General features: G+C 35.6%; 41 protein-coding genes. All 41 read right to left on the minus strand.

Annotation, left to right across the window (positions count from 1 at the left end; genetic code table 11):
- Positions 1–126 precede the first annotated feature (126 nt).
- Positions 127–558 (minus strand): DedA family protein, encoded by a 432-nt coding sequence (locus tag CLOLE_RS17620; protein ID WP_242825808.1) that lies wholly within the window; start codon positions 556–558, stop codon positions 127–129.
- Positions 559–827: 269 nt separating this feature from the next.
- Complete coding sequence (locus CLOLE_RS17625) at positions 828–2192, minus strand: LCP family protein (protein WP_013658469.1); 1365 nt, start codon at positions 2190–2192, stop codon at positions 828–830.
- Between the two features lie 184 nt (positions 2193–2376).
- The gene (gene rpsI, locus CLOLE_RS17630; protein ID WP_013658470.1) at positions 2377–2769 is read right to left on the minus strand and encodes a 30S ribosomal protein S9; all 393 of its coding nucleotides are present in this window, start codon (positions 2767–2769) and stop codon (positions 2377–2379) included.
- 23 nt (positions 2770–2792) lie between these two features.
- Positions 2793–3224 (minus strand): 50S ribosomal protein L13, encoded by a 432-nt coding sequence (gene rplM, locus CLOLE_RS17635; RefSeq protein WP_013658471.1) that lies wholly within the window; start codon positions 3222–3224, stop codon positions 2793–2795.
- A 452-nt stretch (positions 3225–3676) separates the two neighbouring features.
- The gene (gene truA / locus CLOLE_RS17640) at positions 3677–4414 is read right to left on the minus strand and encodes a tRNA pseudouridine(38-40) synthase TruA (RefSeq protein WP_013658472.1); all 738 of its coding nucleotides are present in this window, start codon (positions 4412–4414) and stop codon (positions 3677–3679) included.
- 76 nt (positions 4415–4490) lie between these two features.
- The gene (locus tag CLOLE_RS17645; RefSeq protein WP_013658473.1) at positions 4491–5282 is read right to left on the minus strand and encodes an energy-coupling factor transporter transmembrane component T family protein; all 792 of its coding nucleotides are present in this window, start codon (positions 5280–5282) and stop codon (positions 4491–4493) included.
- Positions 5275–6141, minus strand: a complete 867-nt coding sequence (locus CLOLE_RS17650) for an energy-coupling factor transporter ATPase (RefSeq protein WP_013658474.1) — start codon at positions 6139–6141, stop codon at positions 5275–5277. Before CLOLE_RS17650 ends, CLOLE_RS17645 begins: the two co-directional genes overlap by 8 nt.
- Positions 6126–6980, minus strand: a complete 855-nt coding sequence (locus tag CLOLE_RS17655; protein ID WP_013658475.1) for an energy-coupling factor transporter ATPase — start codon at positions 6978–6980, stop codon at positions 6126–6128. Before CLOLE_RS17655 ends, CLOLE_RS17650 begins: the two co-directional genes overlap by 16 nt.
- 307 nt (positions 6981–7287) lie before the next feature.
- Positions 7288–7815 (minus strand): bL17 family ribosomal protein, encoded by a 528-nt coding sequence (locus CLOLE_RS17660; protein ID WP_013658476.1) that lies wholly within the window; start codon positions 7813–7815, stop codon positions 7288–7290.
- A gap of 25 nt (positions 7816–7840) precedes the next feature.
- Positions 7841–8806 (minus strand): DNA-directed RNA polymerase subunit alpha, encoded by a 966-nt coding sequence (locus CLOLE_RS17665; protein WP_013658477.1) that lies wholly within the window; start codon positions 8804–8806, stop codon positions 7841–7843.
- 51 nt (positions 8807–8857) lie between these two features.
- Positions 8858–9484, minus strand: coding sequence for a 30S ribosomal protein S4 (rpsD, locus tag CLOLE_RS17670; RefSeq protein ID WP_013658478.1), 627 nt, complete (start codon positions 9482–9484; stop codon positions 8858–8860).
- A 13-nt stretch (positions 9485–9497) separates the two neighbouring features.
- Entirely contained in the window at positions 9498–9905 is a 408-nt protein-coding gene (rpsK, locus tag CLOLE_RS17675; protein WP_013658479.1) for a 30S ribosomal protein S11, read from the minus strand.
- A 24-nt stretch (positions 9906–9929) separates the two neighbouring features.
- Complete coding sequence (gene rpsM / locus CLOLE_RS17680) at positions 9930–10301, minus strand: 30S ribosomal protein S13 (protein ID WP_013658480.1); 372 nt, start codon at positions 10299–10301, stop codon at positions 9930–9932.
- A gap of 151 nt (positions 10302–10452) precedes the next feature.
- Positions 10453–10566 carry a 50S ribosomal protein L36 gene (gene rpmJ, locus CLOLE_RS17685; protein WP_013658481.1) on the minus strand — a complete coding sequence of 38 codons (114 nt, stop codon included), beginning with the start codon at positions 10564–10566 and terminating at the stop codon, positions 10453–10455.
- A 27-nt stretch (positions 10567–10593) separates the two neighbouring features.
- Entirely contained in the window at positions 10594–10812 is a 219-nt protein-coding gene (infA, locus tag CLOLE_RS17690; protein ID WP_013658482.1) for a translation initiation factor IF-1, read from the minus strand.
- 15 nt (positions 10813–10827) lie between these two features.
- Positions 10828–11106: a KOW domain-containing RNA-binding protein gene (locus CLOLE_RS17695; RefSeq protein ID WP_013658483.1), complete on the minus strand. Its 279-nt coding sequence runs from the start codon at positions 11104–11106 to the stop codon at positions 10828–10830.
- Positions 11107–11117: 11 nt separating this feature from the next.
- Positions 11118–11870: a type I methionyl aminopeptidase gene (gene map, locus CLOLE_RS17700; protein WP_013658484.1), complete on the minus strand. Its 753-nt coding sequence runs from the start codon at positions 11868–11870 to the stop codon at positions 11118–11120.
- A gap of 1 nt (position 11871) precedes the next feature.
- The gene (locus tag CLOLE_RS17705) at positions 11872–12519 is read right to left on the minus strand and encodes an adenylate kinase (protein WP_013658485.1); all 648 of its coding nucleotides are present in this window, start codon (positions 12517–12519) and stop codon (positions 11872–11874) included.
- A gap of 22 nt (positions 12520–12541) precedes the next feature.
- Complete coding sequence (gene secY / locus CLOLE_RS17710; RefSeq protein WP_013658486.1) at positions 12542–13810, minus strand: preprotein translocase subunit SecY; 1269 nt, start codon at positions 13808–13810, stop codon at positions 12542–12544.
- Positions 13811–13812: 2 nt separating this feature from the next.
- The gene (gene rplO / locus CLOLE_RS17715; protein ID WP_013658487.1) at positions 13813–14256 is read right to left on the minus strand and encodes a 50S ribosomal protein L15; all 444 of its coding nucleotides are present in this window, start codon (positions 14254–14256) and stop codon (positions 13813–13815) included.
- Between the two features lie 34 nt (positions 14257–14290).
- Positions 14291–14476 (minus strand): 50S ribosomal protein L30, encoded by a 186-nt coding sequence (gene rpmD, locus CLOLE_RS17720; RefSeq protein ID WP_013658488.1) that lies wholly within the window; start codon positions 14474–14476, stop codon positions 14291–14293.
- Positions 14477–14492: 16 nt separating this feature from the next.
- Entirely contained in the window at positions 14493–15005 is a 513-nt protein-coding gene (gene rpsE / locus CLOLE_RS17725) for a 30S ribosomal protein S5 (protein ID WP_013658489.1), read from the minus strand.
- Between the two features lie 20 nt (positions 15006–15025).
- Positions 15026–15394: a 50S ribosomal protein L18 gene (gene rplR, locus CLOLE_RS17730; protein WP_013658490.1), complete on the minus strand. Its 369-nt coding sequence runs from the start codon at positions 15392–15394 to the stop codon at positions 15026–15028.
- A gap of 22 nt (positions 15395–15416) precedes the next feature.
- Positions 15417–15956, minus strand: a complete 540-nt coding sequence (rplF, locus tag CLOLE_RS17735; protein WP_013658491.1) for a 50S ribosomal protein L6 — start codon at positions 15954–15956, stop codon at positions 15417–15419.
- Between the two features lie 30 nt (positions 15957–15986).
- Positions 15987–16388: a 30S ribosomal protein S8 gene (gene rpsH, locus CLOLE_RS17740; RefSeq protein WP_013658492.1), complete on the minus strand. Its 402-nt coding sequence runs from the start codon at positions 16386–16388 to the stop codon at positions 15987–15989.
- Between the two features lie 22 nt (positions 16389–16410).
- The gene (locus CLOLE_RS17745; RefSeq protein ID WP_013658493.1) at positions 16411–16596 is read right to left on the minus strand and encodes a type Z 30S ribosomal protein S14; all 186 of its coding nucleotides are present in this window, start codon (positions 16594–16596) and stop codon (positions 16411–16413) included.
- Positions 16597–16609: 13 nt separating this feature from the next.
- On the minus strand, positions 16610–17149 hold the full coding sequence (gene rplE / locus CLOLE_RS17750) for a 50S ribosomal protein L5 (protein WP_013658494.1): 540 nt from the start codon (positions 17147–17149) through the stop codon (positions 16610–16612).
- A gap of 25 nt (positions 17150–17174) precedes the next feature.
- The gene (rplX, locus tag CLOLE_RS17755; RefSeq protein WP_013658495.1) at positions 17175–17486 is read right to left on the minus strand and encodes a 50S ribosomal protein L24; all 312 of its coding nucleotides are present in this window, start codon (positions 17484–17486) and stop codon (positions 17175–17177) included.
- Between the two features lie 13 nt (positions 17487–17499).
- Positions 17500–17868, minus strand: a complete 369-nt coding sequence (rplN, locus tag CLOLE_RS17760) for a 50S ribosomal protein L14 (protein ID WP_013658496.1) — start codon at positions 17866–17868, stop codon at positions 17500–17502.
- 31 nt (positions 17869–17899) lie between these two features.
- Positions 17900–18157: a 30S ribosomal protein S17 gene (rpsQ, locus tag CLOLE_RS17765; RefSeq protein WP_013658497.1), complete on the minus strand. Its 258-nt coding sequence runs from the start codon at positions 18155–18157 to the stop codon at positions 17900–17902.
- 18 nt (positions 18158–18175) lie between these two features.
- The gene (rpmC, locus tag CLOLE_RS17770; RefSeq protein ID WP_013658498.1) at positions 18176–18379 is read right to left on the minus strand and encodes a 50S ribosomal protein L29; all 204 of its coding nucleotides are present in this window, start codon (positions 18377–18379) and stop codon (positions 18176–18178) included.
- On the minus strand, positions 18369–18809 hold the full coding sequence (gene rplP, locus CLOLE_RS17775) for a 50S ribosomal protein L16 (RefSeq protein ID WP_013658499.1): 441 nt from the start codon (positions 18807–18809) through the stop codon (positions 18369–18371). The genes rpmC and rplP overlap by 11 nt, the downstream gene beginning before the upstream one ends.
- Positions 18809–19468, minus strand: a complete 660-nt coding sequence (gene rpsC, locus CLOLE_RS17780; RefSeq protein ID WP_013658500.1) for a 30S ribosomal protein S3 — start codon at positions 19466–19468, stop codon at positions 18809–18811. The genes rplP and rpsC overlap by 1 nt, the downstream gene beginning before the upstream one ends.
- A 12-nt stretch (positions 19469–19480) precedes the next feature.
- Complete coding sequence (gene rplV / locus CLOLE_RS17785; protein WP_013658501.1) at positions 19481–19867, minus strand: 50S ribosomal protein L22; 387 nt, start codon at positions 19865–19867, stop codon at positions 19481–19483.
- A gap of 31 nt (positions 19868–19898) precedes the next feature.
- Positions 19899–20180: a 30S ribosomal protein S19 gene (gene rpsS, locus CLOLE_RS17790; RefSeq protein ID WP_013658502.1), complete on the minus strand. Its 282-nt coding sequence runs from the start codon at positions 20178–20180 to the stop codon at positions 19899–19901.
- 31 nt (positions 20181–20211) lie between these two features.
- Positions 20212–21045, minus strand: a complete 834-nt coding sequence (rplB, locus tag CLOLE_RS17795; RefSeq protein ID WP_013658503.1) for a 50S ribosomal protein L2 — start codon at positions 21043–21045, stop codon at positions 20212–20214.
- Between the two features lie 77 nt (positions 21046–21122).
- Positions 21123–21422 (minus strand): 50S ribosomal protein L23, encoded by a 300-nt coding sequence (rplW, locus tag CLOLE_RS17800; RefSeq protein ID WP_013658504.1) that lies wholly within the window; start codon positions 21420–21422, stop codon positions 21123–21125.
- On the minus strand, positions 21422–22045 hold the full coding sequence (gene rplD / locus CLOLE_RS17805; RefSeq protein ID WP_013658505.1) for a 50S ribosomal protein L4: 624 nt from the start codon (positions 22043–22045) through the stop codon (positions 21422–21424). The genes rplW and rplD overlap by 1 nt, the downstream gene beginning before the upstream one ends.
- 27 nt (positions 22046–22072) lie before the next feature.
- Positions 22073–22702, minus strand: a complete 630-nt coding sequence (rplC, locus tag CLOLE_RS17810; protein WP_013658506.1) for a 50S ribosomal protein L3 — start codon at positions 22700–22702, stop codon at positions 22073–22075.
- 96 nt (positions 22703–22798) lie between these two features.
- Positions 22799–23107 carry a 30S ribosomal protein S10 gene (gene rpsJ, locus CLOLE_RS17815; protein WP_013658507.1) on the minus strand — a complete coding sequence of 103 codons (309 nt, stop codon included), beginning with the start codon at positions 23105–23107 and terminating at the stop codon, positions 22799–22801.
- A 664-nt stretch (positions 23108–23771) separates the two neighbouring features.
- Positions 23772–24965: an elongation factor Tu gene (gene tuf, locus CLOLE_RS17820; protein WP_013658508.1), complete on the minus strand. Its 1194-nt coding sequence runs from the start codon at positions 24963–24965 to the stop codon at positions 23772–23774.
- Positions 24966–25083 lie beyond the last annotated feature (118 nt).

Raw genomic sequence — 25083 nt, forward strand, 5'->3', positions numbered from 1 at the left:
TCAATAATATAAAAGAGCTGCTTCTATACTCCTATGAAATACACAGTAATAGATCTGACAAGTTAATTGCTAGACTATATCTTGTATTAAAGAATTATTTAAGCGGCTCTTTTATATTATTATAATTTATAATGCAGTACCTACCAAATAGCCTACTAAAATAAATAGGAGATTCCAAATGCTAACTCCTATAAATGAGTATACTATAAAGTCTCTTGCTTGAATCTCAAAAGTCCCAGCTAATAAACTAACTACAGTTCTTACTCCTGGTATGATGTGTCCAATAAGACATACTTTACTTCCATGTTGCTTACTTATCTTCTGCGCCTTCTCTAAAGATTTTCGAATTCCTTTAAACTTGTTGTAAAAGTAATTATAAATCTTTGGTCCTATATAACGTACTACTACATAATAAGTGATATTTCCTAACATACTTCCTAAAATAGTTATCCCTAATATGGTCATAAAACTATGTGTACTATAATGCACAAATAAACCAATGGCTGGTAATAATACAATGGCCGGAATACCTGTCAGATTTAATCCTTCTAAATACATAATAGCCAAAACTAACAATAATCCATATTGATTAAAATATCCTACTATTTCTTGTGATGTAATGATGTCTCCTCCTAGCTGCTAATCGTCCTGTCATCTCTTCTATGCTTATTCCATATTGTAAGCTGTCTTTAAGTTAAGTTTGAAATTTTCGTTTCAAAAAAGCACTTATAATAAGCATACTAAAATATTGGATAGTTCGCAAGGTAATACTCTACGCTCCACCCTCAAAGGTATTTTAAAAGGGGCCCTTTAGGAGCCCCTTTGTTCTACTGTAGTGCACTAGCTGAATTTTTACCTATTACTATTTTAATATCACTTTCCAAGGAACTATCTTCCACAATAGTTGCGTCTTCTAAGTACTCTAAAAATTGGTTTGCTTTTGTTTTATCTTTGGCATAAATAGTACTTTCTTCAATATCACCGTCACTATAGTTATCAATACGCGCTACATTATAGCCCTTTTTCTTTAAAGTATCCTTTAAAGTTCCAGCTAATCCTCTTACTCCTGTAGCATTATAAACTTCTATAGATACATCTTGATCTATAATAATTTCTGTACTATCACTATCTTCTGTAGCTTCAGAACTGCTTGTAGGCTCTTCTCCTGCAATCGTCGTATCATAAAAAACATCTTTTACTAAATCATCTAATTGTTCTTGATCAATATAGAAGTAAGCTGGCCCTTCATAGCTTGCACCTTCTCCAGGTAACGTATGGAATTCCAAATTGTTTAAATCAAATTCCTTTAGTAAAGATAAATAGCTAAATATTTCTGTTAATGATACATCTGTTTTAACGTAAGTAAATAAGCTAGTAATAATAGATGGCAAGTTATTCATTATAGCAGGACTCATAACTTTCTTAGCAAAAGCTTGTAAGAAGATTTGTTGCGTCTTAATACGTCCCACATCACCTTCTGCATAGCCATATCGGTATCTTACAAGGCCTTCTGCATCCTTACCATATACCGTTTGAAGTCCCGGTTGTAAATCAATATGTAAATCTTGAGAATTATCATTATAGTACATTCTTTGTGGTACGTCTACCTCTACTCCATCAATAGCATCTACAATCTTATTAAAAGCTTCTATATTAACAATAACGTAATTATCAATAGGGACAGTTAAAATGTTTTCAATTTCGTTAATAGTAATGTCTCTAATATTACCTGGATTATTCTTAATATCTGCATAAGCAGACATTTCGTTAAGTTTACTTATGTCCCATTCATAGCCAACTAACTGCTTTAACTTACTGCGTTGCCTCTCTGTCCATATAACCTTTGTATCACGTGGAATATTGATGACTTTTACCTTATTAGTTATACTATTAAAATTAACTACAATAATAACATCTGTACGTGTTTCATCTTTATCCACACCAAACACAGCGATTGTTTTATTTATTTCGCCGCGTCCTTTTCTATCATCTTCTTTTTGTTGTTCCTCTTCACTCAATTCCTCATTTTGAAAAGTGCTAGCAGGCTTTTGTAAAATAATCTTATTATAAGCAATAACAACACCTATGATAGCTACCAAGCATACTGCCAAGGTGATACCTGCTGATATCCCAAATGTCTTTAAGAGCTTCTTTTGCTGCTTTTTAGTAAGCCCTTTCTTATTCTGATCCATAAAAAATAATCCCCCTAAGTATACATATGCCCTATTTCTTATCATTATAATATATTTAGTTTGATAAAATAAACGATGTATACATTTGTAATTAAATTGTAATGTGGAATGTTAGAACTTTATGTAAAAAAAGCCAATCCATTGGATTGGCTTTTGTATAGTCCAAATTTGGACATCTTCCCAATTAACGTTTTGAGAATTGAGGTGCACGTCTCGCTGCTTTGAGACCGTATTTTTTTCTTTCTTTCATTCTTGGATCTCTTGTTAAGAAACCTGCTTTTTTAAGAGCTGGACGGAAATCAGCGTCAGCTTGAAGTAATGCACGGCTAATTCCGTGACGGATTGCTCCAGCTTGTCCTGTTGTTCCACCACCATATACGTTTACAAGTACATCAAATTTGCTTAATGTATCTGTTAATGTTAATGGTTGACGAGTGATAACTTTTAAAGTTTCTAAACCGAAGTATTCTTCGATATCTCTTTTATTGATTGTAATTTTACCTGTTCCAGGTACAAGGTATACTCTAGCTACTGAGCTTTTACGTCTACCTGTTCCGTAATATCTAACTGCTGCCATTTAATTTTCCTCCTCCCGAGTGATTAGAATTTTAACTCTACTGGTTTTTGTGCTTCGTGGTTGTGCTCTGTTCCAGCATATACACGAAGGTTAGTAAGCATTTTTCTTCCTAAGCTGTTTTTTGGAAGCATCCCTTTAACAGCGTTCATGATAACTCTTTCAGGATGAGTATCCATCATTTCACGAGCTGTAGTTTCTTTTAAACCACCAGCGTATCCTGTATGTCTTCTATATAATTTTTGATCTAATTTTTTACCTGTAAATACTACTTTATCTGCGTTAATAACAATTACGTGATCTCCACAATCTACGTGTGGTGTGTAAGTTGGTTTGTTTTTACCTCTTAATACTGTTGCAATTTGGCTAGAAAGTCTACCTACTGTTTGACCTTCTGCGTCAATAACATACCATTGCTTTTCAACGTTTTGGGCATTTGCCATGTATGTTGTTCTCATTGAATATACCTCCTTTGGATCTTATAAAACTAGGTTAATTTCTATTTGTCATATAAAATCCGGGGCTATTGGATTTTATAAGTGGTCTCATTAACACAAACTATATTATATTATTTACAAAATAAACTGTCAAGCTTTTTCCTGTGGATTATTTTTACTATTTCTACATATTTTTTTGTTTTAAAATCACTAAATAGACCTAAGTTCATATTTAGATTATCATGCCTTTCTACTTACTGTATATAAACTTGTAGACTTCTACTCTTTTTTCAAAATACTATTACGTCTCTGTGGATAACTTATAGCAATTAAGAGTTAAAAATTAATAATGAAAATTTGTTTATTTTTCCTCACTATTTATCATTAATCTTTCGTTTTTCACTGTTTATCTCTAATTCTTATTTATTAATTCTTATTCCTCATCTTTGTTTTTAATTCTTTATTCTTCATTATTAATTGTACACTATATTAAGCATGGTTAATCCTTGAGGTGGTACTGTTGGGCCTGCTAGTTCACGATTCTTCGATTCTATAATTGTTTTTATGCTATCTTTAGTGATCTTATTTTCATTAACATCTAACAGTGTACCAATAATAATTCTTACCATATTATATAAAAATCCATTTCCACAAACATCAATAGAAACAAGGTCTCCTTCTTTTTTGACATCTATAGAATAAATAATACGTACAGTATCTTTAACTGTGCTTCCTGCTGCACAAAAACATGCGAAATCATGCTCTCCTATCATCTCATTAGCAGCCTCTTGCATACGCTCTACATCTAATTCATATGGATATAAAAGTGCATACTTATATAAAAATGGATCTCTTATTTTTGCATTTAAAATCTGATAACGATAAGTTTTTCTTTTAGCTCCAAAACGTGGATGAAAATCTTCACTTACTTCTTCTACCGATTTTACTGAAATATCGGCTGGTAACTGACTATTAATAGCTTTAGCTAATCTATCTGCTGGTATTTTCGTATCTGAATCAAATACGCAGCATTGAGCAAAGGCATGTACCCCTCTATCTGTTCTTCCCGCTCCAAGTGTACGTACTTCATGCTGCACAATTTTAGCAATAGCAACATCTAAAGTCCCTTGAATCGTAGTGGCATTTGGCTGCTTTGCAAATCCATTATAGTTAGTCCCATCATATGCCACGATTAATTTAAATCTCTTCATCCCTCATACTTCCTCCTATGATACACAATTCTTTATTATTTATAGCTACATAATTGGAATTACAACAAAGAATAATTTATAATAAAATACACCCTATTATAAACGCTGTTGCAAATAAAAATGCTATTAAATCCTTCTTTGTGTACTTCAAGCTATTTAATCTGGTTCTACCTACTCCTCCACGATAACAACGTGCTTCCATAGCCATAGCTAATTCATCTGCACGTCTAAATGCAGAAATGAATAGGGGTACCATAATAGGCACCATTGCCTTAGCTCTCTGCACGATATTGCCACTTTCAAAATCAGCACCTCTAGCTGTTTGTGCTTTCATTATTTTATCCGTTTCTTCTAATAAGATAGGGATAAAGCGAAGAGAAATACTCATCATCATGGCTATCTCATGAGCAGGCACTCCAATCCTTCTAAAAGGATTTAATAGATTCTCTATGCCATCAGTTAGCTCAATAGGTGATGTTGTCAAAGTCAAAAGAGATGAACCTACAATTAATAATACTAGTCTAATTCCCATTTTAGCTGCTAATACTAATCCATTATCAGTAATTCTAAAAATCCACCACTTAAATATTTCATTACCTGTAGAAGTAAAAAACATATTGAGTATCACTGTAAATAATAAAATAAACATAATACTCTTTAACCCTTTTAGCATATATTTAAGTGGCACCTTACTTACTCTAACAGCGCCGTAAAAACATAATGCAACAAAAGCATATCCAATAAAGTAATTAATAAAAAACAATCCTATAATATAGGCAAAGGTAATAAGGATTTTTGTTCTTGGATCTAATTTATGAACTGGAGAACCTGAAGGATAATATTGTCCTATAGTAATGTCTCTAATCATGTTGTTCTCCTTTCTCCTTTAAATACGCTATAATTTTAGCTGCTGCCTCTTCTACTGTTAATACATCGGTATCTATATCCATTCCTTTTTGTTTTAAGTCTTCCATAATGTATTTAATCTGAGGCATAGCAAGTCCAATCTTTTCTAGCTCCTTACCATGAGCAAAAACCTCTCTTGGTGAACCTGTATAAGCAATTCTTCCCTTATAAAGTACAAATAACTTTTCTACGTACTTCGCCACATCCTCCATACTATGTGAAATAAGTACAATGGTAAGCCCTAGTTCCTGATGCATCTTTTTTAACTGTTCGAATAATTCATTTCTACCTTTTGGATCTAATCCTGCTGTAGGCTCATCTAAGATAAGTATTTCTGGGTTCATTGCTAAGACACCAGCAATAGCCACTCTTCTTTTTTGTCCTCCAGAAAGCTCAAAAGGCGACTTTTCATAATAAGATTCATCTAGACCAACTGCATCTAACCCAAATTTCACTTGCTTGTCTATTTCTTCTTTAGTTAACCCCATATTCTTTGGTCCAAAAGCTACATCATCTTTCACCGTCATCTCAAAAAGCTGATACTCAGGGTATTGAAAAACCAAACCCACCCTTTGTCTCATTTCTTTTTTATTAATCTTCTCGCCATGGATGTTCTGCTGATTAACATAGACCTCACCTTTTGTCGGTTTTAAAAGTCCGTTAAACATTTGAATAAGAGTGCTTTTGCCTGAGCCAGTATGGCCTATAATACCTACAAACTCACCTTTTTCTATACTCATATTAATATCTTCTAATGCTACCTTTTGAAAAGGCGTTCCTTCATTATATATATGTGTTAAATGATCTATCTTAATTGACATATTGCGTCTGTCACCTCTTCTACTGTTAGTAAATCTATAGGTAAATCAAATCCTTCTTGATTTAATAAGTATACGAGATAAGTTGTATCTGGCACATCTAAACCTATATCTTTGATTCTTTTTACTTCTTTAAAAACTTCTTTTGGAGTTCCTTCTAAAACAACTTTTCCCTTATCCATTACTATAATACGGTCTGCAAGTATTGCTTCTTGCATATAGTGGGTAATATGAATAATTGTAATCCCATATTCTTTGTTTAATTTTTGCATGGTACTCATAACTTGTCTTCTACCAATAGGATCAAGCATAGCCGTAGATTCATCAAATACAATGCATTTAGGCTTCATAGCTATAACACCTGCTATTGCTATACGTTGTTTTTGCCCTCCTGAAAGTTGATTAGGTGAACCTTTTTTGTAATCGCTCATCCCAACCGTCTCTAAAGCATCATCTACACGTTTTCTAATTTCGCTTGGTTCTATTCCCAAATTCTCTGGACCAAACGCTACATCTTCTTCTATAATGGTAGCTACAATTTGATTATCGGGGTTTTGAAATACCATCCCAACCTGTTTTCGAATATCCCACGTATTCTTTTTATCTGTAGCATCGATACCACTAACTATTAAAGTTCCTTCTTTAGGCGTTAAAATACTATTTAAATGCTTAGCAAAGGTAGATTTACCTGAGCCATTATGGCCAAGAATGACTAGGAATTCTCCCTCTTTTACATCTACACTAATGTGATTTAACGCTGTTACGCTATCTTTTACTTGTCCATCATCATCATAATTATAATACTCAAAAACAAGGTTTTTAGCTTCAATAATGTTCTGCATAGTTACACCTCTTAATTATATATACTTATTAATACTTAAATTAAATCATCCAAGCACGAATCTAGAGTAAATGCTTCGTAATATAAATAACTTTTCATTATTATTATTCACTATTCATTCTTTTAACTACTCATAACTATATATAATATAAACTAACCCATTAGGTTTTGGCTACCTCTTACCTTATTTAAACTCTTTTTATCCATAATCGTACCGATACACTATAATCATTAATTTACTCTTAATAACTTTACTATATATTAATATAATAAGAAAGGGATTAAGAACAGTTCTTAATCCCTAGATATTATACTAATTCGATAATAACTTCTTCAGCTGCGTCACCTTTACGTGGTCCGATTTTGATGATTCTTGTGTAACCACCATTACGGTCAGCGTATTTAGGAGCGATTTCGCTAAATAATTTGTCGCACATGTCAACTTTTTTAGCTTGTCTTCTTTTAGCACCTTGTACTTCTGTTACTGGGTATAATACCTTTAACATTTGTCTTCTTGCATGTAAGCGAGTAGCACTATCTTTTTTGATAGTTTTTTCTACTTCATCATAAACAGTTACTTTTTTGCCATCTACAACTTCTTTAACACGTTTACCGTCTTTATCTAATTTAGGTTGTTTTGCTTTAATAGTAACTTCTTCATAGTTGTCTTTTTCGCGAACAGCCATTGCGATTAAGCCTTCAGCGATTTTACGAATCTCTTTTGCTTTTGGAGCAGTTGTTTTAATCTTTCCATGGTATAAGAGATTTGTAACTTGGTTACGAAGTAACGCTTTACGTCCTGCTGCGTCACGTCCGAGCTTTCTTTGTCCAGCCATGCCCTAACCTCCTTAAATATTCTGCTTATTCTTCACTTGGTTTAAGTTGAAAACCAAGTTCGTTGAGTTTTTGGAATACCTCTTCTAATGATTTACGTCCAAGATTACGAACTTTCATCATTTCTTCTTCTGTCTTGTTTGTTAAGTCTTCAACTGTGTTGATTCCCGCACGTTTTAAACAGTTGAATGATCTAACTGAGAGGTCTAACTCTTCGATTGTCATTTCTAAAGTTTTTTCTTTAGAATCATCTTCTTTTGTTACCATAATTTCTGTAGTACGTGCATTCTCTGATAAGTCAATGAAAAGGTTTAAATGTTCACTTAAAACTTTTGCAGCTAAAGATACAGCTTCATCTGGCTTAAGTGTACCATTTGTCCAAACCTCTAATGTAAGTTTATCATAGTCAGTTTGTTGCCCAACACGTGTATCCTCTACAATAAAGTTTACACGCTCTACTGGTGTGTAGTTAGCATTAGCATCAACTGGGATCACTCCTATTGGAAGATCAGTTTTCTTCAGCTTATCAACACCTTCATATCCACGGCCAGTTGTTACTGTCATTTCAATTGAAAGGTTAGAGTTTGCTCCACCATTTAAAGTAGCAATATGATGTTCTGGATTAAGGATTTCAATTTCTGGACCACATTTAATATCTGCTCCAGTTACTGGGCCTTCTCCAGATTTCTCAATATAAATTACTTTAGGTTCTGTACCTTGACTTGTATCGCGGATAGCAAGACCTTTAAGGTTAAGGATAATTTCAACAACATCCTCTTTTACTCCAGGAATTGAACTAAACTCATGAAGTACACCATCCACTTTGACGCTGCTAATAGCAGAGCCAGGAAGAGAAGAAGAAAGAATGCGACGAAGGCTATTGCCTAATGTGATTCCATATCCTCTTTCTAATGGTTCTACTACGAAACAGCCATATTTACCATCTTGCGATAATTCTTTAATCTCAATTTGTGGTTTTTCAAATTCCAACACCGGATAAACCCTCCTTTGGTTTTAAAATAAAATATTGAGGGTGACGAACTATTACTTAGAGTAAAGCTCAACGATAAGTGTTTCTGCAATATCAGTATCGATTTGTTCTCTAGTTGGAAGTGCTTTAACTGTACCTCTAAGGTTTTCAATATCGCCTTCTAACCATTCTGGAACAATACGAGATCCTGTTACTTCTGCAGTAAGTTTGAAGCGTTCGAATGATTTAGCATCTTCTTTAACTTCAATTACATCGCCAACTTTAACTTGGTAAGATGGGATGTTTACTCTTTTACCGTTAACAGTAATAAGGTTGTGTCTTACTACTTGTCTAGCTTCTGTACGAGAACGTCCAAGACCAATACGGTAACAAACGTTATCTAAACGAAGTTCGAGAAGACGAAGTAAGTTTTCACCTGTAATTCCTTGTTTACGATCTGCTTCTTCAAAGTAAGTTCTGAATTTACCTTCAAGAACACCATAGATTCTTTTAGCTTTTTGTTTTTCACGTAATTGTAATCCGTACTCAGATAATTTCTTTTTAGCTTGACCGTGTTGCCCTGGAGCATAAGGTCTTTTTTCAACTGAACAAGCAGCTGAGAAACATCTTTCACCTTTAAGGAATAATTTTTTTCCTTCGCGACGACATTGTTTACATTTAGAACCAATATATCTAGCCATTTTTACCCTCCTATTACACTCTTCTACGTTTTGGTGGACGGCAACCATTGTGTGGTACAGGAGTTACATCTTTGATTAATGTTACTTCTAAGCCTGCAGCTTGAAGTGCACGAATCGCAGCTTCTCTACCAGAACCTGGTCCTTTAACCATAACTTCTACTGATTTTAATCCATGTTCCATTGCTGCTTTAGCTGCTGTTTCAGCTGCCATTTGAGCTGCATATGGAGTTGATTTTCTTGAACCTCTAAATCCAAGACCGCCAGCACTTGCCCATGAAAGAGCATTTCCGTTTGTGTCTGTTAATGTTACCATTGTATTGTTAAAAGTTGATTGAATGTGTGCAACACCGCGTTCAACGTGTTTTCTGTCACGACGTTTACGAGTTACAACTTTTTTACCACCTTTTTTTGCAACTGCCATGAGATTCTTAACCTCCTTTATTTACTATTTTTTCTTATTAGCTACTGTCTTTTTAGGACCTTTACGTGTACGAGCATTTGTTTTTGTTTTTTGTCCTCTAACTGGAAGACCACGTCTATGACGAATTCCTCTGTAGCAACCGATTTCCATTAATCTCTTAATGTTTAAAGCGATTTCACGACGAAGATCACCTTCAACGATGATTCCTAATTTTTCAATAAGTTCACGAATCTTAGAAACTTGTTCTTCAGTTAAGTCTTTGATACGAGTATCGAAATCAATGCCAGCTTCTGTTAAAATTTGACGAGAAGTTGGGCGGCCAATACCGAAAATATAAGTAAGACCAATTTCAACACGTTTATTTTTTGGTAAGTCTACACCTGCAATACGTGCCACTCTCTGCACCTCCTATAGGTTTTTTAAAATATATATAATACAGCATAAATGACTCTATGCCGCAGCCGCTTCTAAGTTAAATACCACAGAATATTATAGCTTACTATTACTCATAAATCAATGAGTTAAAGTGCCAATATTCAAGGTAATATTAACCTTGTTTTTGTTTGTGTTTTGGATTCTCACAGATAACGCAAACACGACCTTTTCTTTTAATAATTTTACATTTTTCGCAAATCTTTTTTACTGATGGACGTACTTTCATTTTCTGTTCTCCTTTCTATTATACCATTTATTTAGAACGCCAAATAATGCGCCCTTTGGTTAAATCATATGGAGAAAGTTCTATGGTTACCTTATCACCCGGTAATACACGGATGAAGTTCATACGAAGTTTTCCTGAAATATGACCAAGGACAATGTGTCCTCCTTCAATCTCAACCTTAAACATCGCATTTGGTAACTTCTCTATCACTGTTCCCTCTACTTCTATAACATCACCTTTAGCCAAGTTACAAACCTCCTCTTACACAGAAGATTGCCCTAGATACTCTTCAAGAGCTCGTCTAACATCACTATTTGTTAGTCGATTTTCTTCTATAATTTTTTGTTTTATCCATTCATTAGTAGTCAGCGTTGGCTGAATATGTTTTTTCTTCTTTAGTTTCGGGTTATCTACTTTACGGAGACTCCCATCTACTAAGTAAACATATTCTTCCTCTATACTTACAACAATAAATGGTTTCCCTTGATCACGACCGCACTTTGAGAAAACAATCTGCCCTAGCGAATACTTGTTATTCATTTAATCACCTCTTACTTACCTATAGTAAGTATTTCTGGAATATCATCTGTAATAACCACTGTGTTCTCATAATGTGCAGATACACTGCCATCTCTAGTTACGAACGTCCAATCATCTTCTAGTACCCTAACTTGCCATGTTCCCATGTTTATCATTGGTTCAATAGCGAGTACCATACCTTTTTGAAGTTTTGGTCCTCTTCCAGGTGTTTTGTAGTTTGGAACTTGTGGTTCTTCATGCAATTGTTTACCTATTCCGTGTCCAACTAGGTCTCTCACTACGCCATAACCATGAGCTTCAGCATGACGCTGAATTGCCGATGATATATCACTTAAATGATTGCCTGGTTTTGCATATTTTAAACCTTCAAAAAAGCTTTCTTTCGTCACTCTTATTAGGTCTAACTTGGCAGCATCAACTGTGCCAACCGGATAGGTTCTTGCAGCATCTGAGTGATATCCCTTATAGTATACCCCGAGGTCAACACTTACTATGTCTCCCTCTTGTAGCTTTCTCTTCCCAGGAATACCGTGAACAACTTCATCATTTATAGAAATACAAGCTGACCCTGGATATCCATGATAATTAAGAAATGAAGGATATGCATCTTTACTTTTAATAAACTTTTCAGCTATGCTATCAAGTTCTTTAGTAGTAATGCCTTCCTTTATATGAGCTGCTACTAAATCATGGGCTTCTACAAGAATTTGGGCGGCTTCCCTCATCAAGCTGATTTCATCAGCTGATTTAATGTGAATGGCCATCTTATTTCACTCCCAATGCTTTTTTTACTCTATCACGTACTTCTTCAACTGTACCTACACCATCAATGTCTAATACTTTACCTTGAGCTTTATAGTATGCAATTAAAGGTTCCGTTTGTTCATGATATACATCTAATCTTTTCTTAACAGTTTCTGCTCTATCGTCATCTCTTTGGATAAGTGTTTCACCGCAAAGATCACATTTACCAGCAACTGTTTCAACTTTATTTACTTTATGGTAAGAAGCGCCGCAGCTAGGACAAACTGTTCTACCACTCATACGATCAACAATGAGTTCATCAGGTACATCTACATTGATAACAAAGTCAATTGGAATACTTAACTCCTTAAGCATTACATCTAATGCCTCGGCTTGAGGAATTGTTCTTGGGAAACCATCAAAAATCATACCATTTTTGCAGTCATCCTGAGTAATTCTACTTTTGACAAGCTCAATAACAAGTGAGTCTGGCACCAATTTTCCTTCATCCATGTATGCTTTAGCTTTTTGACCTAGCTCAGTATTGTTAGAAATATGCTCTCTAAAAATATTACCTGTAGAGATACATGGAATATCATATAGTTTAGTTAGCATTTCTGCTTGTGTCCCTTTACCTGCTCCAGGCGCACCTAATAATATTAATCTCACAGCGGCCTACCTCCTATTCATTCTATAAAAATCCTTTATAATGTCTCATTAACATTTGTGATTCGATTTGTTTAAGTGTTTCAAGTACAACCCCTACTACGATGAGTAATGATGTTCCTGAGAAGGCAACGTCTACTTTGAATAAATAGTTAAATGCTAAAGGCATTATCGCAAGTATAACTAAGAATATAGCTCCAAGTAATGTAATGCGTGTTCCTAAAGCTGCTAAATAATCAGAGGTAGGCTTTCCTGGTCTAATACCTGGAACGAACCCTCCACTTTTCTTCATATTGCTTGCAATCTCCATTGGATTAAAAGCAATTGTTGAATAAAAGAACGCAAATGCAAAGATAAGAATGATATAAATCACTGATCCAACTGGATTAGTCCAGTTTAACCAATTAAGCACCGTCTGCCAGTTTTCAGATACTTGAGCCCCTACCAAGTTAATAATAATTTGTGGGAAGTTCATAATAGACATAGCAAAGATAATAGGAAGAACCCCGCCAAGGTTAACCTTAACTGGAATGTATTGTGATTGACCACCATACACCTTACGTCCAGCCATACGTTTTGCATACTGAACTGATACTCTTCTTTCACCTTGTGCCATGAGTACTGTAAATCCTACTAAAGCAATAAATGCAATAAGCACAATGATTGGGATATAGATTCTATCTTTATTCAAAACAAAAATTCCTGCAAAGTTAGTTGGTAGTGAATAAATAATACCAATAAAGATGTAAAGTGACATACCATTACCTACACCTTTTGAAGTGATTTGTTCACCAATCCACATAACTAGCATTGAACCAGCAATAAATGCAATCATAACAAGTAAAAAGGTCCAAATGCTATCATCAACTAACACATTTCTATTTGTCAATACCATAGCCCATGATTGTACAACTGCTAAACCAAGTGTTACATAGCGTGTATACTTGTTGATTTTTTTTCTACCTTCTTCTCCCTCTTTTGCCAACTCTTCTAATTTAGAGATAGCTACTTGAAGAAGTTGCATGATGATACTAGCAGTAATATAAGGACCTACTCCTAATGCAAATAGTGCCAAATCTTGATTTGCACCACCTGTTATCATGCTCATAAATTGGTTTACAAAACCGGAGTTAGCATTAGCGGCATTTGCTGCTGCTAGCGCTGCTCTGTCTACTCCTGGTACAGTAATAGATACCCCGATTCTGATAAAAAGAAACATCCAAAGTGTGTATATCAATTTGTTGCGTAGTTCTGGCACTTTCCAAGCATTTCTAAGAGTTTTGAATAAATCCACCTTTACATCACCTCTTCTGCTTTACCACCCACAGCTTCAATTTTTTCTTTAGCGCTTGCGCTAAATGCGTTTGCTTGTACAGTTAATTTTTTGCTGATTTCACCTTTACCAAGAATTTTTACCCCGTCTCTTGGATTTTTGATGATACCTGCTTCAATCATTGCGTCGATAGTTACTACTGCACCATCTTCGAAACGATTTAATAAGTCAACGTTGATACCAACGATTTCTACACTGTTACGGTTTGTAAATCCACGTTTTGGAAGACGTCTGTATAATGGCATTTGACCACCTTCAAAACCAGGTCTTACACCACCGCCACTTCTAGCTTTTTGCCCTTTGTGTCCTTTACCAGCAGTTTTACCATTACCTGAACCATGACCTCTACCAACACGGAAAGTTCCTTTTTTAGATCCTTCATTTGGTCTTAATGTACTTAAATTCATGTCCTTGGCACCTCCTTCTATTTGTAAATATCTATTACTCGTTAATTTCTTCTACTTTTACTAAGTGTGTAACTTGGTCAATCATACCACGGATAGCTGCGTTATCTTCGTGAATGTTTGCACTGTTAATCTTTCTTAATCCTAGCGCTTCAACAGTTTTTTTGTGTTTTGGAAGTGCTCCGATTGTAGATCTAACTAATGTAACTTTGATCTTTGCCATCTTTTACTTCCTCCTCTTAGCCTAGAATCTCTTCTACTGATTTTCCACGAAGTTTAGCTACTTGTGAAGGTGTTTTTAACGCTCTAAGACCTTCGATTGTAGCATGAACTACGTTTTTCTTGTTGTTTGAACCTAAAGATTTAGTTCTGATGTTACGAATACCTGCAAGTTCAAGTACAGCACGAGCTGGACCACCTGCGATAACTCCAGTACCTTCTTTAGCTGGTTTAAGAAGTACTCTTGCACTTCCAAATTCACCATAGAATTCATGATAAATACTATCTGCATCGTTTCTTTCGATGTAAATAAGGTTTTTCTTAGCATCGTCGATAGCTTTTTGGATAGCATTTGGAATTTCCATTGCTTTTCCTAAGCCTACACCAACGTGACCATTACCGTCACCAACTACTACTAAAGCAGAGAAACGGAATGTACGACCACCTTTTACTACTTTTGTTACACGTTTAATTGTAACAACTTTTTCTTGAAGATCCATTGTACTAGGATCAATAGTTAATCTTTTAGCCATGTTCTTATTTCCCTCCTTTACTAGAATTGTAACCCAGCTTCGCGAGCTGCGTCAGCTAATGCTTTAACTCTACCATGATATAAGAAACCACCACGGTCAAATACTACGTTTTCAATACCTTTTGCTACTGCTTTTTTAGCAACTGCTGTTCCAACTGCTGCTGCTGCTTCAACGTTAGAAGTTGCTTTTAATTCTTTAGCAATTTCTTTTTCAACTGTTGATGCTGCAACTAAAGTTGTTCCAGTCATGTCATCTATAATTTGAGCGTAGATGTGTTTTTCACTTCTGAATACGGCAAGTCTAGGTCTCTCTGTTGTACCTTGAACTTTATTACGCATTCTATTGTGTTTTTTAACACGAATATCGCTTCTAGATTGCTTTCTGATCATGCGGATGTCACTCCTTTACTTATTATTTTTTACCTGTTTTACCTTCTTTACGACGAATAACTTCATCAATGTATTTAATACCTTTACCTTTGTATGGTTCTGGTCTACGTTTATCTCTAATTTCTGCTGCATATTGACCTACAGCTGCTTTATCGATACCTGCTACAGTGATTTTGTTACCATCTAATGTTGTTGTAAGACCTTCTGGGTCTTCCATTTCAACTGGGTGAGAATACCCTAAAGAAAGAACTAATTTTTTGCCTTGTTTTTGTGCTCTATATCCAACACCGTTGATTTCTAACACTTTTGTGAAACCGTTAGTTACGCCTTCTACCATGTTAGCAATAAGTGTTCTTGTTAAACCGTGAAGAGATCTATTTCTTTTTAAGTCGTTTGGTCTTGTTACCACAACTTCATTTTCTTCTAATGCAATGTTCATTGCTGTATCAAATGTTTGAGTAAGTGTTCCTTTTGGTCCTTTTACAACTACTTCGTTAGCTGGGCTAATAGTAACTGTAACACCTGCTGGAACAGCGATTGGTTGTTTACCAATACGTGACATATTCGGCACCTCCTTAACTTATTGTCTTTATTACCAAATGAATGCGATTACTTCGCCACCTACACCAAGTTTTCTAGCTTCTTTGTCAGTGATTACACCTTTGTTTGTAGAAATAATCGCTGTACCAAGTCCACCAAGAACTTTTGGAAGGTTGTCTGTATCTGCGTATACACGAAGACCTGGTTTAGAGATCTTTTTGATACCAGAAATAACTTTCTCGTTTTTATCTTTTCCGTATTTTAAAGTCATGCGAATTGTTGATTTAACACCATCTTCTTTAACTTCAAAACCTTTAATATATCCTTCATTTACAAGAATTTCAGAAATAGCTTTTTTCATTTTTGAAGCAGGAACCTCAACTACATCGTGTTTTGCGATGTTGGCATTTCTGATTCTTGTTAACATATCTGCAATAGGATCGCTCATTGTCATTGTTATTTGCCTCCTTTCTTTCTTACCAGCTAGCTTTTTTAACGCCAGGGATTTGACCTTTATATGCTAATTCTCTGAAACAAATACGGCAGATACCATATTTTCTAAGGTAACCATGTGGACGACCACAGATACGGCATCTTGTATATGCTTGAGTTGAAAATTTAGCAGGTCTTTGTTGCTTAACTTTCATTGATTTCTTTGCCATTTATTTACCCTCCTTATTTTTGAAAAGGCATCCCGAATTGTGTTAACAGTTCACGAGCTTCTTCGTCTGTATGAGCTGTTGTTACGATGATAACATCCATACCACGAACTTTATCTACTTTATCGTACTCGATTTCTGGGAAAATAAGTTGTTCTTTAACGCCTAAAGCGTAGTTACCACGACCATCGAAAGCTGTAGCACTTACACCACGGAAGTCACGTACACGTGGAAGAGCTAAGTTTACTAAACGATCTAAGAACTCATACATTTTTTCACCACGAAGAGTTACTTTACATCCGATTGGCATACCTTCACGAAGTTTGAACGCAGCCACTGATTTTTTAGCTTTTGTGATAACAGGTTTTTGACCTGCGATCATTTGCATATCGTTTACAGCATTTTCTAATACTTTCGCATTATCTCTTGCTTCACCAACACCCATGTTGATAACGATTTTTTCAATTTTAGGTACTTCCATTTGGTTTTTGTAACCAAACTTTGCTGTCATAGCACCCATGATCTCATTTTTATAAGTTTCTCTTAATCTACTCATCGTTCACATTGCCTCCTTTCACTAATTAGTCGATTACAAAACGTTCTTTGTTAACGATTGCTACGCGAACTTTTTTACCGTCTTTAATTTCTACACCTAAACGTGCTGCTTTACCGCTGTGCACGTACATTACATTTGACATGTGAATAGGTGCTTCTCTTTCAATTAAACCACCTTGGTTAGCTGCATTTGCTTTTTGGTGCTTTGTAATCATGTTACAACCTTCAACAACAACTCTACCATTTTTACGGTCGATTAATGTGATGTTACCTTCTTTACCTTTATCTTTACCGGCAATAATAACTACTCTATCACCTTTTTTAAGTTTAGTTTTCACTATTCACACCTCCTTATAGAACTTCTGGAGCAAGTGATAAGATTTTTGTGTATTTCTTTTCTCTTAACTCTCTTGCTACTGGTCCAAAAATACGAGTCCCTCTTGGGTTTTTGTCTTCTTTAATAATTACAGCTGCATTTTCATCGAATTTGATGTAAGAACCATCTTGACGTCTTACGCCTTTTTTAGTACGAACGATAACAGCTTTAACTACATCACCTTTTTTAACAACGCCGCCTGGTGTTGCATCTTTAACTGATGCTACGATAACATCACCGATATTACCATATCTTCTTGTTGAGCCACCAAGAACACGGATACAAAGAAGTTCTTTAGCACCTGTGTTATCAGCTACTCTTAATCTACTCTCTTGTTGAATCATGAGAAGTGACCTCCTTTCAAGATTTCTATTACTATTTAGCTTTTTCTACGATTTCTACAAGTCTAAATCTTTTTGATTTAGATAAAGGTCTTGTTTCCATTACTTTTACTCTATCACCGATTTGGCACTCATTATTTTCATCATGAGCGTGTAATTTGTAAGTTCTTTTTACGATTTTTCCGTAAAGAGGGTGTTTTACATTGTTTACAACTGCTACAGTAATAGTTTTGTCCATTTTATTGCTAACTACATTACCAATTAATGTTTTACGTAAATTTCTTTCAGACACGAGCTTGCCTCCTCTCTACTACACAGTTGCTTTTTGTGTAATAATAGTTTGAATACGTGCTATATTCTTTCTTACTTCTTTGATTCTTGCTGTGTTATCTAATTGATTGGTAGCGTTTTGGAATCTTAAATTAAAGAGTTCTTTTTTCGCATTTACCAATTCAACTTGTAATTCATCAGCTGATTTAGTTCTAATTTCTTCTAAGAATGCTTTAGTTTTCACTACCATCACCTGCCATTTCTTGTTCAGCACGAGAAACGATTTTACACTTCATTGGTAACTTGTGTACCGCAAGTCTTAAAGCTTCTCTAGCTGTTTCTTCTGCTACGCCTGATAACTCAAACATAACTCTTCCTGGTTTAACTACTGCTACCCAGTAATCTACCGAACCTTTACCTTTACCCATACGAGTTTCAGCTGGTGTAGCTGTAACTGGTTTATCTGGGAAGATTTTAATCCAAACTTTACCACCACGTTTGATATAACGTGTCATCGCAATACGGGCTGCTTCAATTTGATTTGATTTAACCCAAGATGGCTCCATTGCAACAATACCGTATTCACCATAAGTGATTTTATTTCCACGGGTAGCTTGGCCTTTCATACGTCCGCGTGATTGTTTGCGGCGTTTTACTCTTTTAGGCATTAACATTAGTTTTCGCTCCCTTCCTTTTTAACTTTAGTTGGAAGTACTTCTCCTTTGTAGATCCATACTTTAACGCCGATTTTACCGTATGTTGTATCTGCTTCTGCAAATCCATACTCGATGTCAGCTCTTAATGTTTGAAGTGGAATGTTACCATCTGAATATTGTTCAGTACGTGCCATTTCAGCTCCACCTAAACGACCAGAACAAGATACTTTAATACCTTTTGCTCCAGATTTGAATGCTTTACCCATTGCTTGTTTCATAGCACGACGGAAAGAAACACGGTTTTCTAATTGAAGTGCAATGTTTTCTGCTACTAATTGAGCACAAGCTTCTGGTCTTTTAACCTCTACAATGTTGATAGCAACTTTGTTTGCAGTTAATTTTTCTACTTCTTTACGAAGTAAATCGATAGATGCTCCACCTTTACCAATTACGATACCTGGTTTTGATGTGTGAACGTGAACTCTTACACGTTTAGACATTCTTTCGATTTCTACTTTATCAATGCCAGCAGCATATAATTTTTTCTTGATGAATTTTCTAATTTTATCATCTTCTACTAGGTTGTTAGCAAAGTCTTTTTTATCAGCATACCATCTAGCATCCCATTCTTTGATAACACCAACTCTTAATCCATGTGGATTTACCTTTTGGCCCATGTGTTTACCTCCTTATCTCGCATTTAATACCACTGTAATGTGGCTAGTTTGTTTTTGAATTTGATATGCACGACCTTGAGCACGTGGACGAATTCTTTTAAGAGTTGGTCCTTTTGTTGAGAATGCTTCATCCACATATAATGTTGAAGCGTCCATACCCATATTGTGTTCAGCGTTTGCAATTGCAGATTTTAATACTTTCTCTACTACACGAGCACCCCATCTTGGTGTGTATGCTAAGATAGCTAATGCTGTATTAACATCTTTTCCTTTAATTTGGTCAAGCACGATATTTGCTTTTGTACTTGATAAACGTACGAATGTTACTCTAGCTTTTGGTCTTGAGTCTTTTTGAGCGTTTCTCTCTTTTTTGATCTGGCTTCTATGTCCTTTTGCCATGATGAAAGACCTCCTTCCGTATAAATATTAATTAGCGAACTCTTGATTTTTTCTCATCTTTACCATGTCCACGGTAAGTTCTTGTTAACGCAAATTCACCTAATTTGTGTCCTACCATATCTTCTGTAACGAATACAGGAACGTGTTTTCTTCCGTCATGTACAGCGATTGTATGACCTACCATTGTAGGGAAAATTGTTGAACGACGTGACCATGATTTAATAACTTTTTTCTCATCTGCTGCGTTCATAGCGTCTATTTTCTTTAATAAACTTTGATCAGCAAATGGTCCTTTTTTGATGGAACGAGCCATTAATGATGCCTCCTTTCACGCAACCACGTTATTATTTTTTGTTACGTGGACGTACAATATATTTATTAGAATGTTTGTTTTTCTTTCTTGTTTTATATCCAAGAGCTGGTTTACCCCATGGAGTACATGGATTTGGTCTACCGATTGGTGATCTACCTTCACCACCACCGTGAGGGTGATCGTTAGGGTTCATTACAGAACCACGAACTGTTGGACGAATACCCATGTGACGTTTACGTCCTGCTTTACCAATGTTGATAAGTTCGTGATCGATGTTTCCAACTTGACCGATTGTAGCACGGCAGTTGATTGGAAGTAATCTCATTTCTCCTGATGGTAATTTAACTGTAGCGTATTTACCTTCTTTAGCCATAAGCTGAGCTGACATACCAGCAGCACGAACAAGTTGTCCACCTTTACCTGGTTTCATCTCGATGTTATGAATTGTAGCACCTACTGGCATATCTTTCATTTCAAGACAGTTACCGATACGTACTTCTGCAGTTTCACCGCTCATAATAGTGTCATTTACATTAAGTCCTAATGGAGCTAAGATGTAACGTTTTTCACCATCTGCGTAAGCAAGTAATGCAATGTTAGCTGATCTGTTTGGATCATATTCAATACCTACTACTCTTGCTGGAACACCATCTTTATTACGTTTGAAGTCGATGATTCTGTATTTAATTGTAGCGCCGCCTCCACGGTGACGTACTGTGATTTTCCCTTGATTGTTTCTACCTGAGTTTTTCTTTAAAGTTACTAATAAAGATTTTTCAGGAGATGCTTTAGTGATTTCTTCAAATGTTGAAGAAGTCATATGTCTTCTTGAAGGGGTATATGGTCTAAATTTTCTGATACCCATCGTGTTCACTCCTTTCAATCGATTAATTTACACGATTCTTTTACACTTAGCCGTGTGTTTCATCTTTTTCTATTAAACTACATTCCTTGGAAAAAGTCAATGTCTTTGCTTTCAGCTGTAAGTTTAACGATTGCTTTTTTGTAAGCGTTTGTTTTACCAACTGTTCTTCCACGACGTTTTGTTTTTCCATCGTAGTTAGCTGTATTTACTTTCTCAACTTTTGTTCCTTCGAACATTTTTTCTACTGCTTCTCTGATTTGAGCTTTAGTAGCACTTTTTTCAACTAGGAATGTGTATTTTTTCTCAGCCATGCTGTTCATAGATTTCTCTGTAACAACTGGTTTTAAAATGACGTCATAAAATTTTAAGTCTGCCATTATGCGTACACCTCCTCGATTTTATTAAGAGCATCTTTAGTTACTACGAATGTATCGTATTTTAAGATGTCGTATACATTAATATTGTTTACAGCTGCTGTTTTAATACCTTGGATGTTTTTAGCTGATAACATAACGTTTTTGCTAGCTTCACCTTCAGTAACGATTAAAGCTTTATTTAATTTAAGAGCTTCTAAAACATTAGCCATAGCTTTTGTTTTGATTTCTGCTAATTCTAATGAATCAAGAACGATGAATTTAGACTCGTTTACTCTGCTTGTTAAAGCTGATTTAAGAGCTAATCTTCTTTCTTTAGCATTCACTTTAATTGAGTAATTTCTTGGTTTTGGTGCGAATGCAACTCCACCACCTACCCATTGTACTGCACGAATAGAACCTTGTCTTGCTCTACCTGTACCTTTTTGTTTCCATGGTTTTCTACCACCACCACGTACTTCTGCACGAGTTTTAGCACTTTGTGTACCTTGACGTCTGTTTGCAAGGTGTGCAACTACTGCTTGGTGTACTAAGTGTTCTTTAACTTCTACCGCAAAAATTGAGTCGTTTAATTCAACTTCTCCAACTTGTGCGCCTGTCATATTTAATACAGCTACTTTTGCCATTACTAATTTCCTCCTTTCTCGCTATCCTTAAGCTTTACAGCTATCTTTGATAGTGATGATTGTACCTTTTGGTCCTGGTACTGCACCTTTAATTAAGATTAAGTTTTTATCTGCATCTACACGTGCAACTTCTAAGTTTTGTACTGTTACTTGTACACAACCCATGTGTGATGGAAGGCCTTTACCTTTCATAACGCGTCCTGGGCTTGTTGCAGCACCCATAGAACCTGCTACTCTGTGTGATTTAGAACCGTGTCCCATTGGTCCACGAGATTGACCATATTTTTTGATAGCGCCTTGGTAACCTTTACCTTTTGAAGTACCAACTACATCTACTTTGTCTCCAGCAGCAAATGCATCAGCTTTGATTTCTGTTCCAACTTCATAAGCACTTGTATCTTCTAATCTGAATTCTTTTAAGAATTTTTTAGCCTCAACGCCAGCTTTTGCGAAGTGACCAGCAACTGGTTTGATTACGTGTTTAGATTTAACTTCACCGAAACCAACTTGAATTGCTTCGTAACCATCATTTTCCATAGTTTTCTTTTGAGTTACAACACATGGACCTGCTTCTAATACTGTTACAGGAATTAGGTTTGCGTTTTCATCAAAAATTTGAGTCATACCAATTTTTTTACCTAAAATTGCCTTTTTCATTTCTTGCACCTCCTAATATCTACAGCGGATTACCATCTTCGGGTAATCATACTAGACGATTATTTAACCGTCCGTTTGTTATCAAGTTTGCTAAAATTATTTAGCGTCAACTTTGATATCTACACCAGCTGGTAAATCAATTCTCATAAGAGCATCGCCAGTTTTTGGTGTTGCTTCTACGTCGATAAGTCTTTTGTGAGTTCTTTGTTCGAATTGCTCACGAGAATCTTTGTATTTGTGTACAGCACGTAGAATTGTTACAACTTCTTTTTTAGTTGGAAGTGGGATTGGTCCACTTACTTGAGCGCCAGTTTTTTTAGCGATCTCTACGATTTGTGCAGCTGTTTGATCGATTAATTTGTGATCATAAGCTTTTAATGTAATACGGATTTTTTGACTTGCCATAAAAAAAGTCCCCTCCTTTTCGTACTTTTTTGAACCTAGTACGACTAGTGGTGACTGTACACTCTGCTGGTGTTAATAAGCGCAAACTTATATCAAGCATTTCCATATAACTATGGACACGCCTAACACCTATTCAATATAGTACAGTGACCTGCCGCCTGGTTTCTTGAACCTGACATTCGCTCCCCAGAAATCCATCTTGCGATGCGTAACCTCCTGGATCATAGTTCTCAATGTCACAACGTATTTATTATATACTATCTTCTTGTACATGACAAGGATTTTTTTATTTTTTTTACAATTTTATTCTGGTAATTTATGCATTATTTTTCATACGCCTATTGTAATAAAAATGAGTTTCTTCCTATATAATAGCTATTTACTTTTTAACCTTTTCGTTTCTTTAACGATTTATATTCTACACGCTTTTATAATGATGTTCAAATCATAATTTCTTCCATCTGTAGACTCTACATGAGGAATCAAGAATACATATTAGTTTCTGCACCTTCTTCACTCTTAAGAATTTACCTTGCCATCATTACTCCTTACGCCTATGGTAAGCCTATATTCTTCATCATTCCTTTATCTATTATTCAGTGATTATAGATTTAAAAAAAGACACATCCTAAGATGTGTCTTTTTATAATCAAATAATCAGAGATTACTCAATGATTGATGCAACAGCACCAGAACCTACTGTTCTACCACCTTCACGGATAGCAAAACGTAAACCTTGTGCCATAGCGATTGGATGGATAAGCTCGATAGTCATTTCTACGTTATCCCCAGGCATACACATTTCTGTACCTTCTGGTAACTCGATAACACCTGTTACGTCAGTTGTACGGAAATAGAATTGTGGTCTATAGTGAGAGAAGAATGGTTTATGACGGCCACCTTCTTCTTTTTTAAGAACGTATACTTGAGCTTTGAATTTTGTATGTGGTGTGATTGAACCTGGTTTACAAAGAACTTGCCCTCTTTCGATTTCTGTTCTTTGGATACCACGAAGAAGAGCACCGATGTTGTCACCAGCTTCAGCTTGGTCAAGAAGTTTACGGAACATTTCTACTCCTGTACAAACTACTTTACGAGTTTCTTCATGAATACCTACTAATTCAACTTCATCTTGAACTTTAAGAACACCTGATTCTACTCTACCAGTTGCAACTGTACCACGACCTGTGATAGAGAATACGTCTTCTACTGGCATTAAGAATGGTTTGTCTACAGCACGTTCTGGAGTTGGGATATATTCGTCAATGATTTCGAATAATTCAACGATTTTATCTCCCCATGGACCCATTGGATCGTTAAGTGCTTGAAGAGCTGAACCACGGATGATTGGAGTATCATCACCAGGGAAATCGTAAGAGCTTAATAAGTCTCTGATTTCCATTTCAACTAATTCTAATAATTCTTCGTCATCAACCATATCACATTTGTTTAAGAAAACAACGATGTATGGTACACCAACTTGACGAGATAATAAGATATGCTCTCTAGTTTGAGCCATTGGACCATCTGTAGCTGCACAAACAAGGATAGTACCATCCATTTGAGCTGCTCCTGTGATCATGTTTTTAACGTAGTCAGCATGTCCTGGACAGTCAACGTGAGCATAGTGACGAGCTGGAGTTTCATATTCAACGTGAGCTGTAGAAATTGTGATACCACGTTCTCTTTCTTCTGGAGCTTTATCAATATTTGCGAAGTCAACTGCTTCACCTAAGTGATATCTTTCGTGAAGAGTTTTTGTAATTGCTGCTGTTAATGTTGTTTTACCATGGTCAACGTGTCCGATTGTACCAATGTTAACGTGTGGCTTGGTTCTTTCAAATTTAGCTTTAGCCATTTGTCATTTCCTCCTTTAATTTCGGCTGAGTTTTTCTCAGATAATTTGATTATATTCAATTTGCAGCTACTTTTCAAGTAGCTGCAAATGATTTATTTTGTTAATATCCTTTTTAAGA

This window comes from Cellulosilyticum lentocellum DSM 5427 (assembly GCF_000178835.2).
Classification (GTDB): domain Bacteria; phylum Bacillota; class Clostridia; order Lachnospirales; family Cellulosilyticaceae; genus Cellulosilyticum; species Cellulosilyticum lentocellum.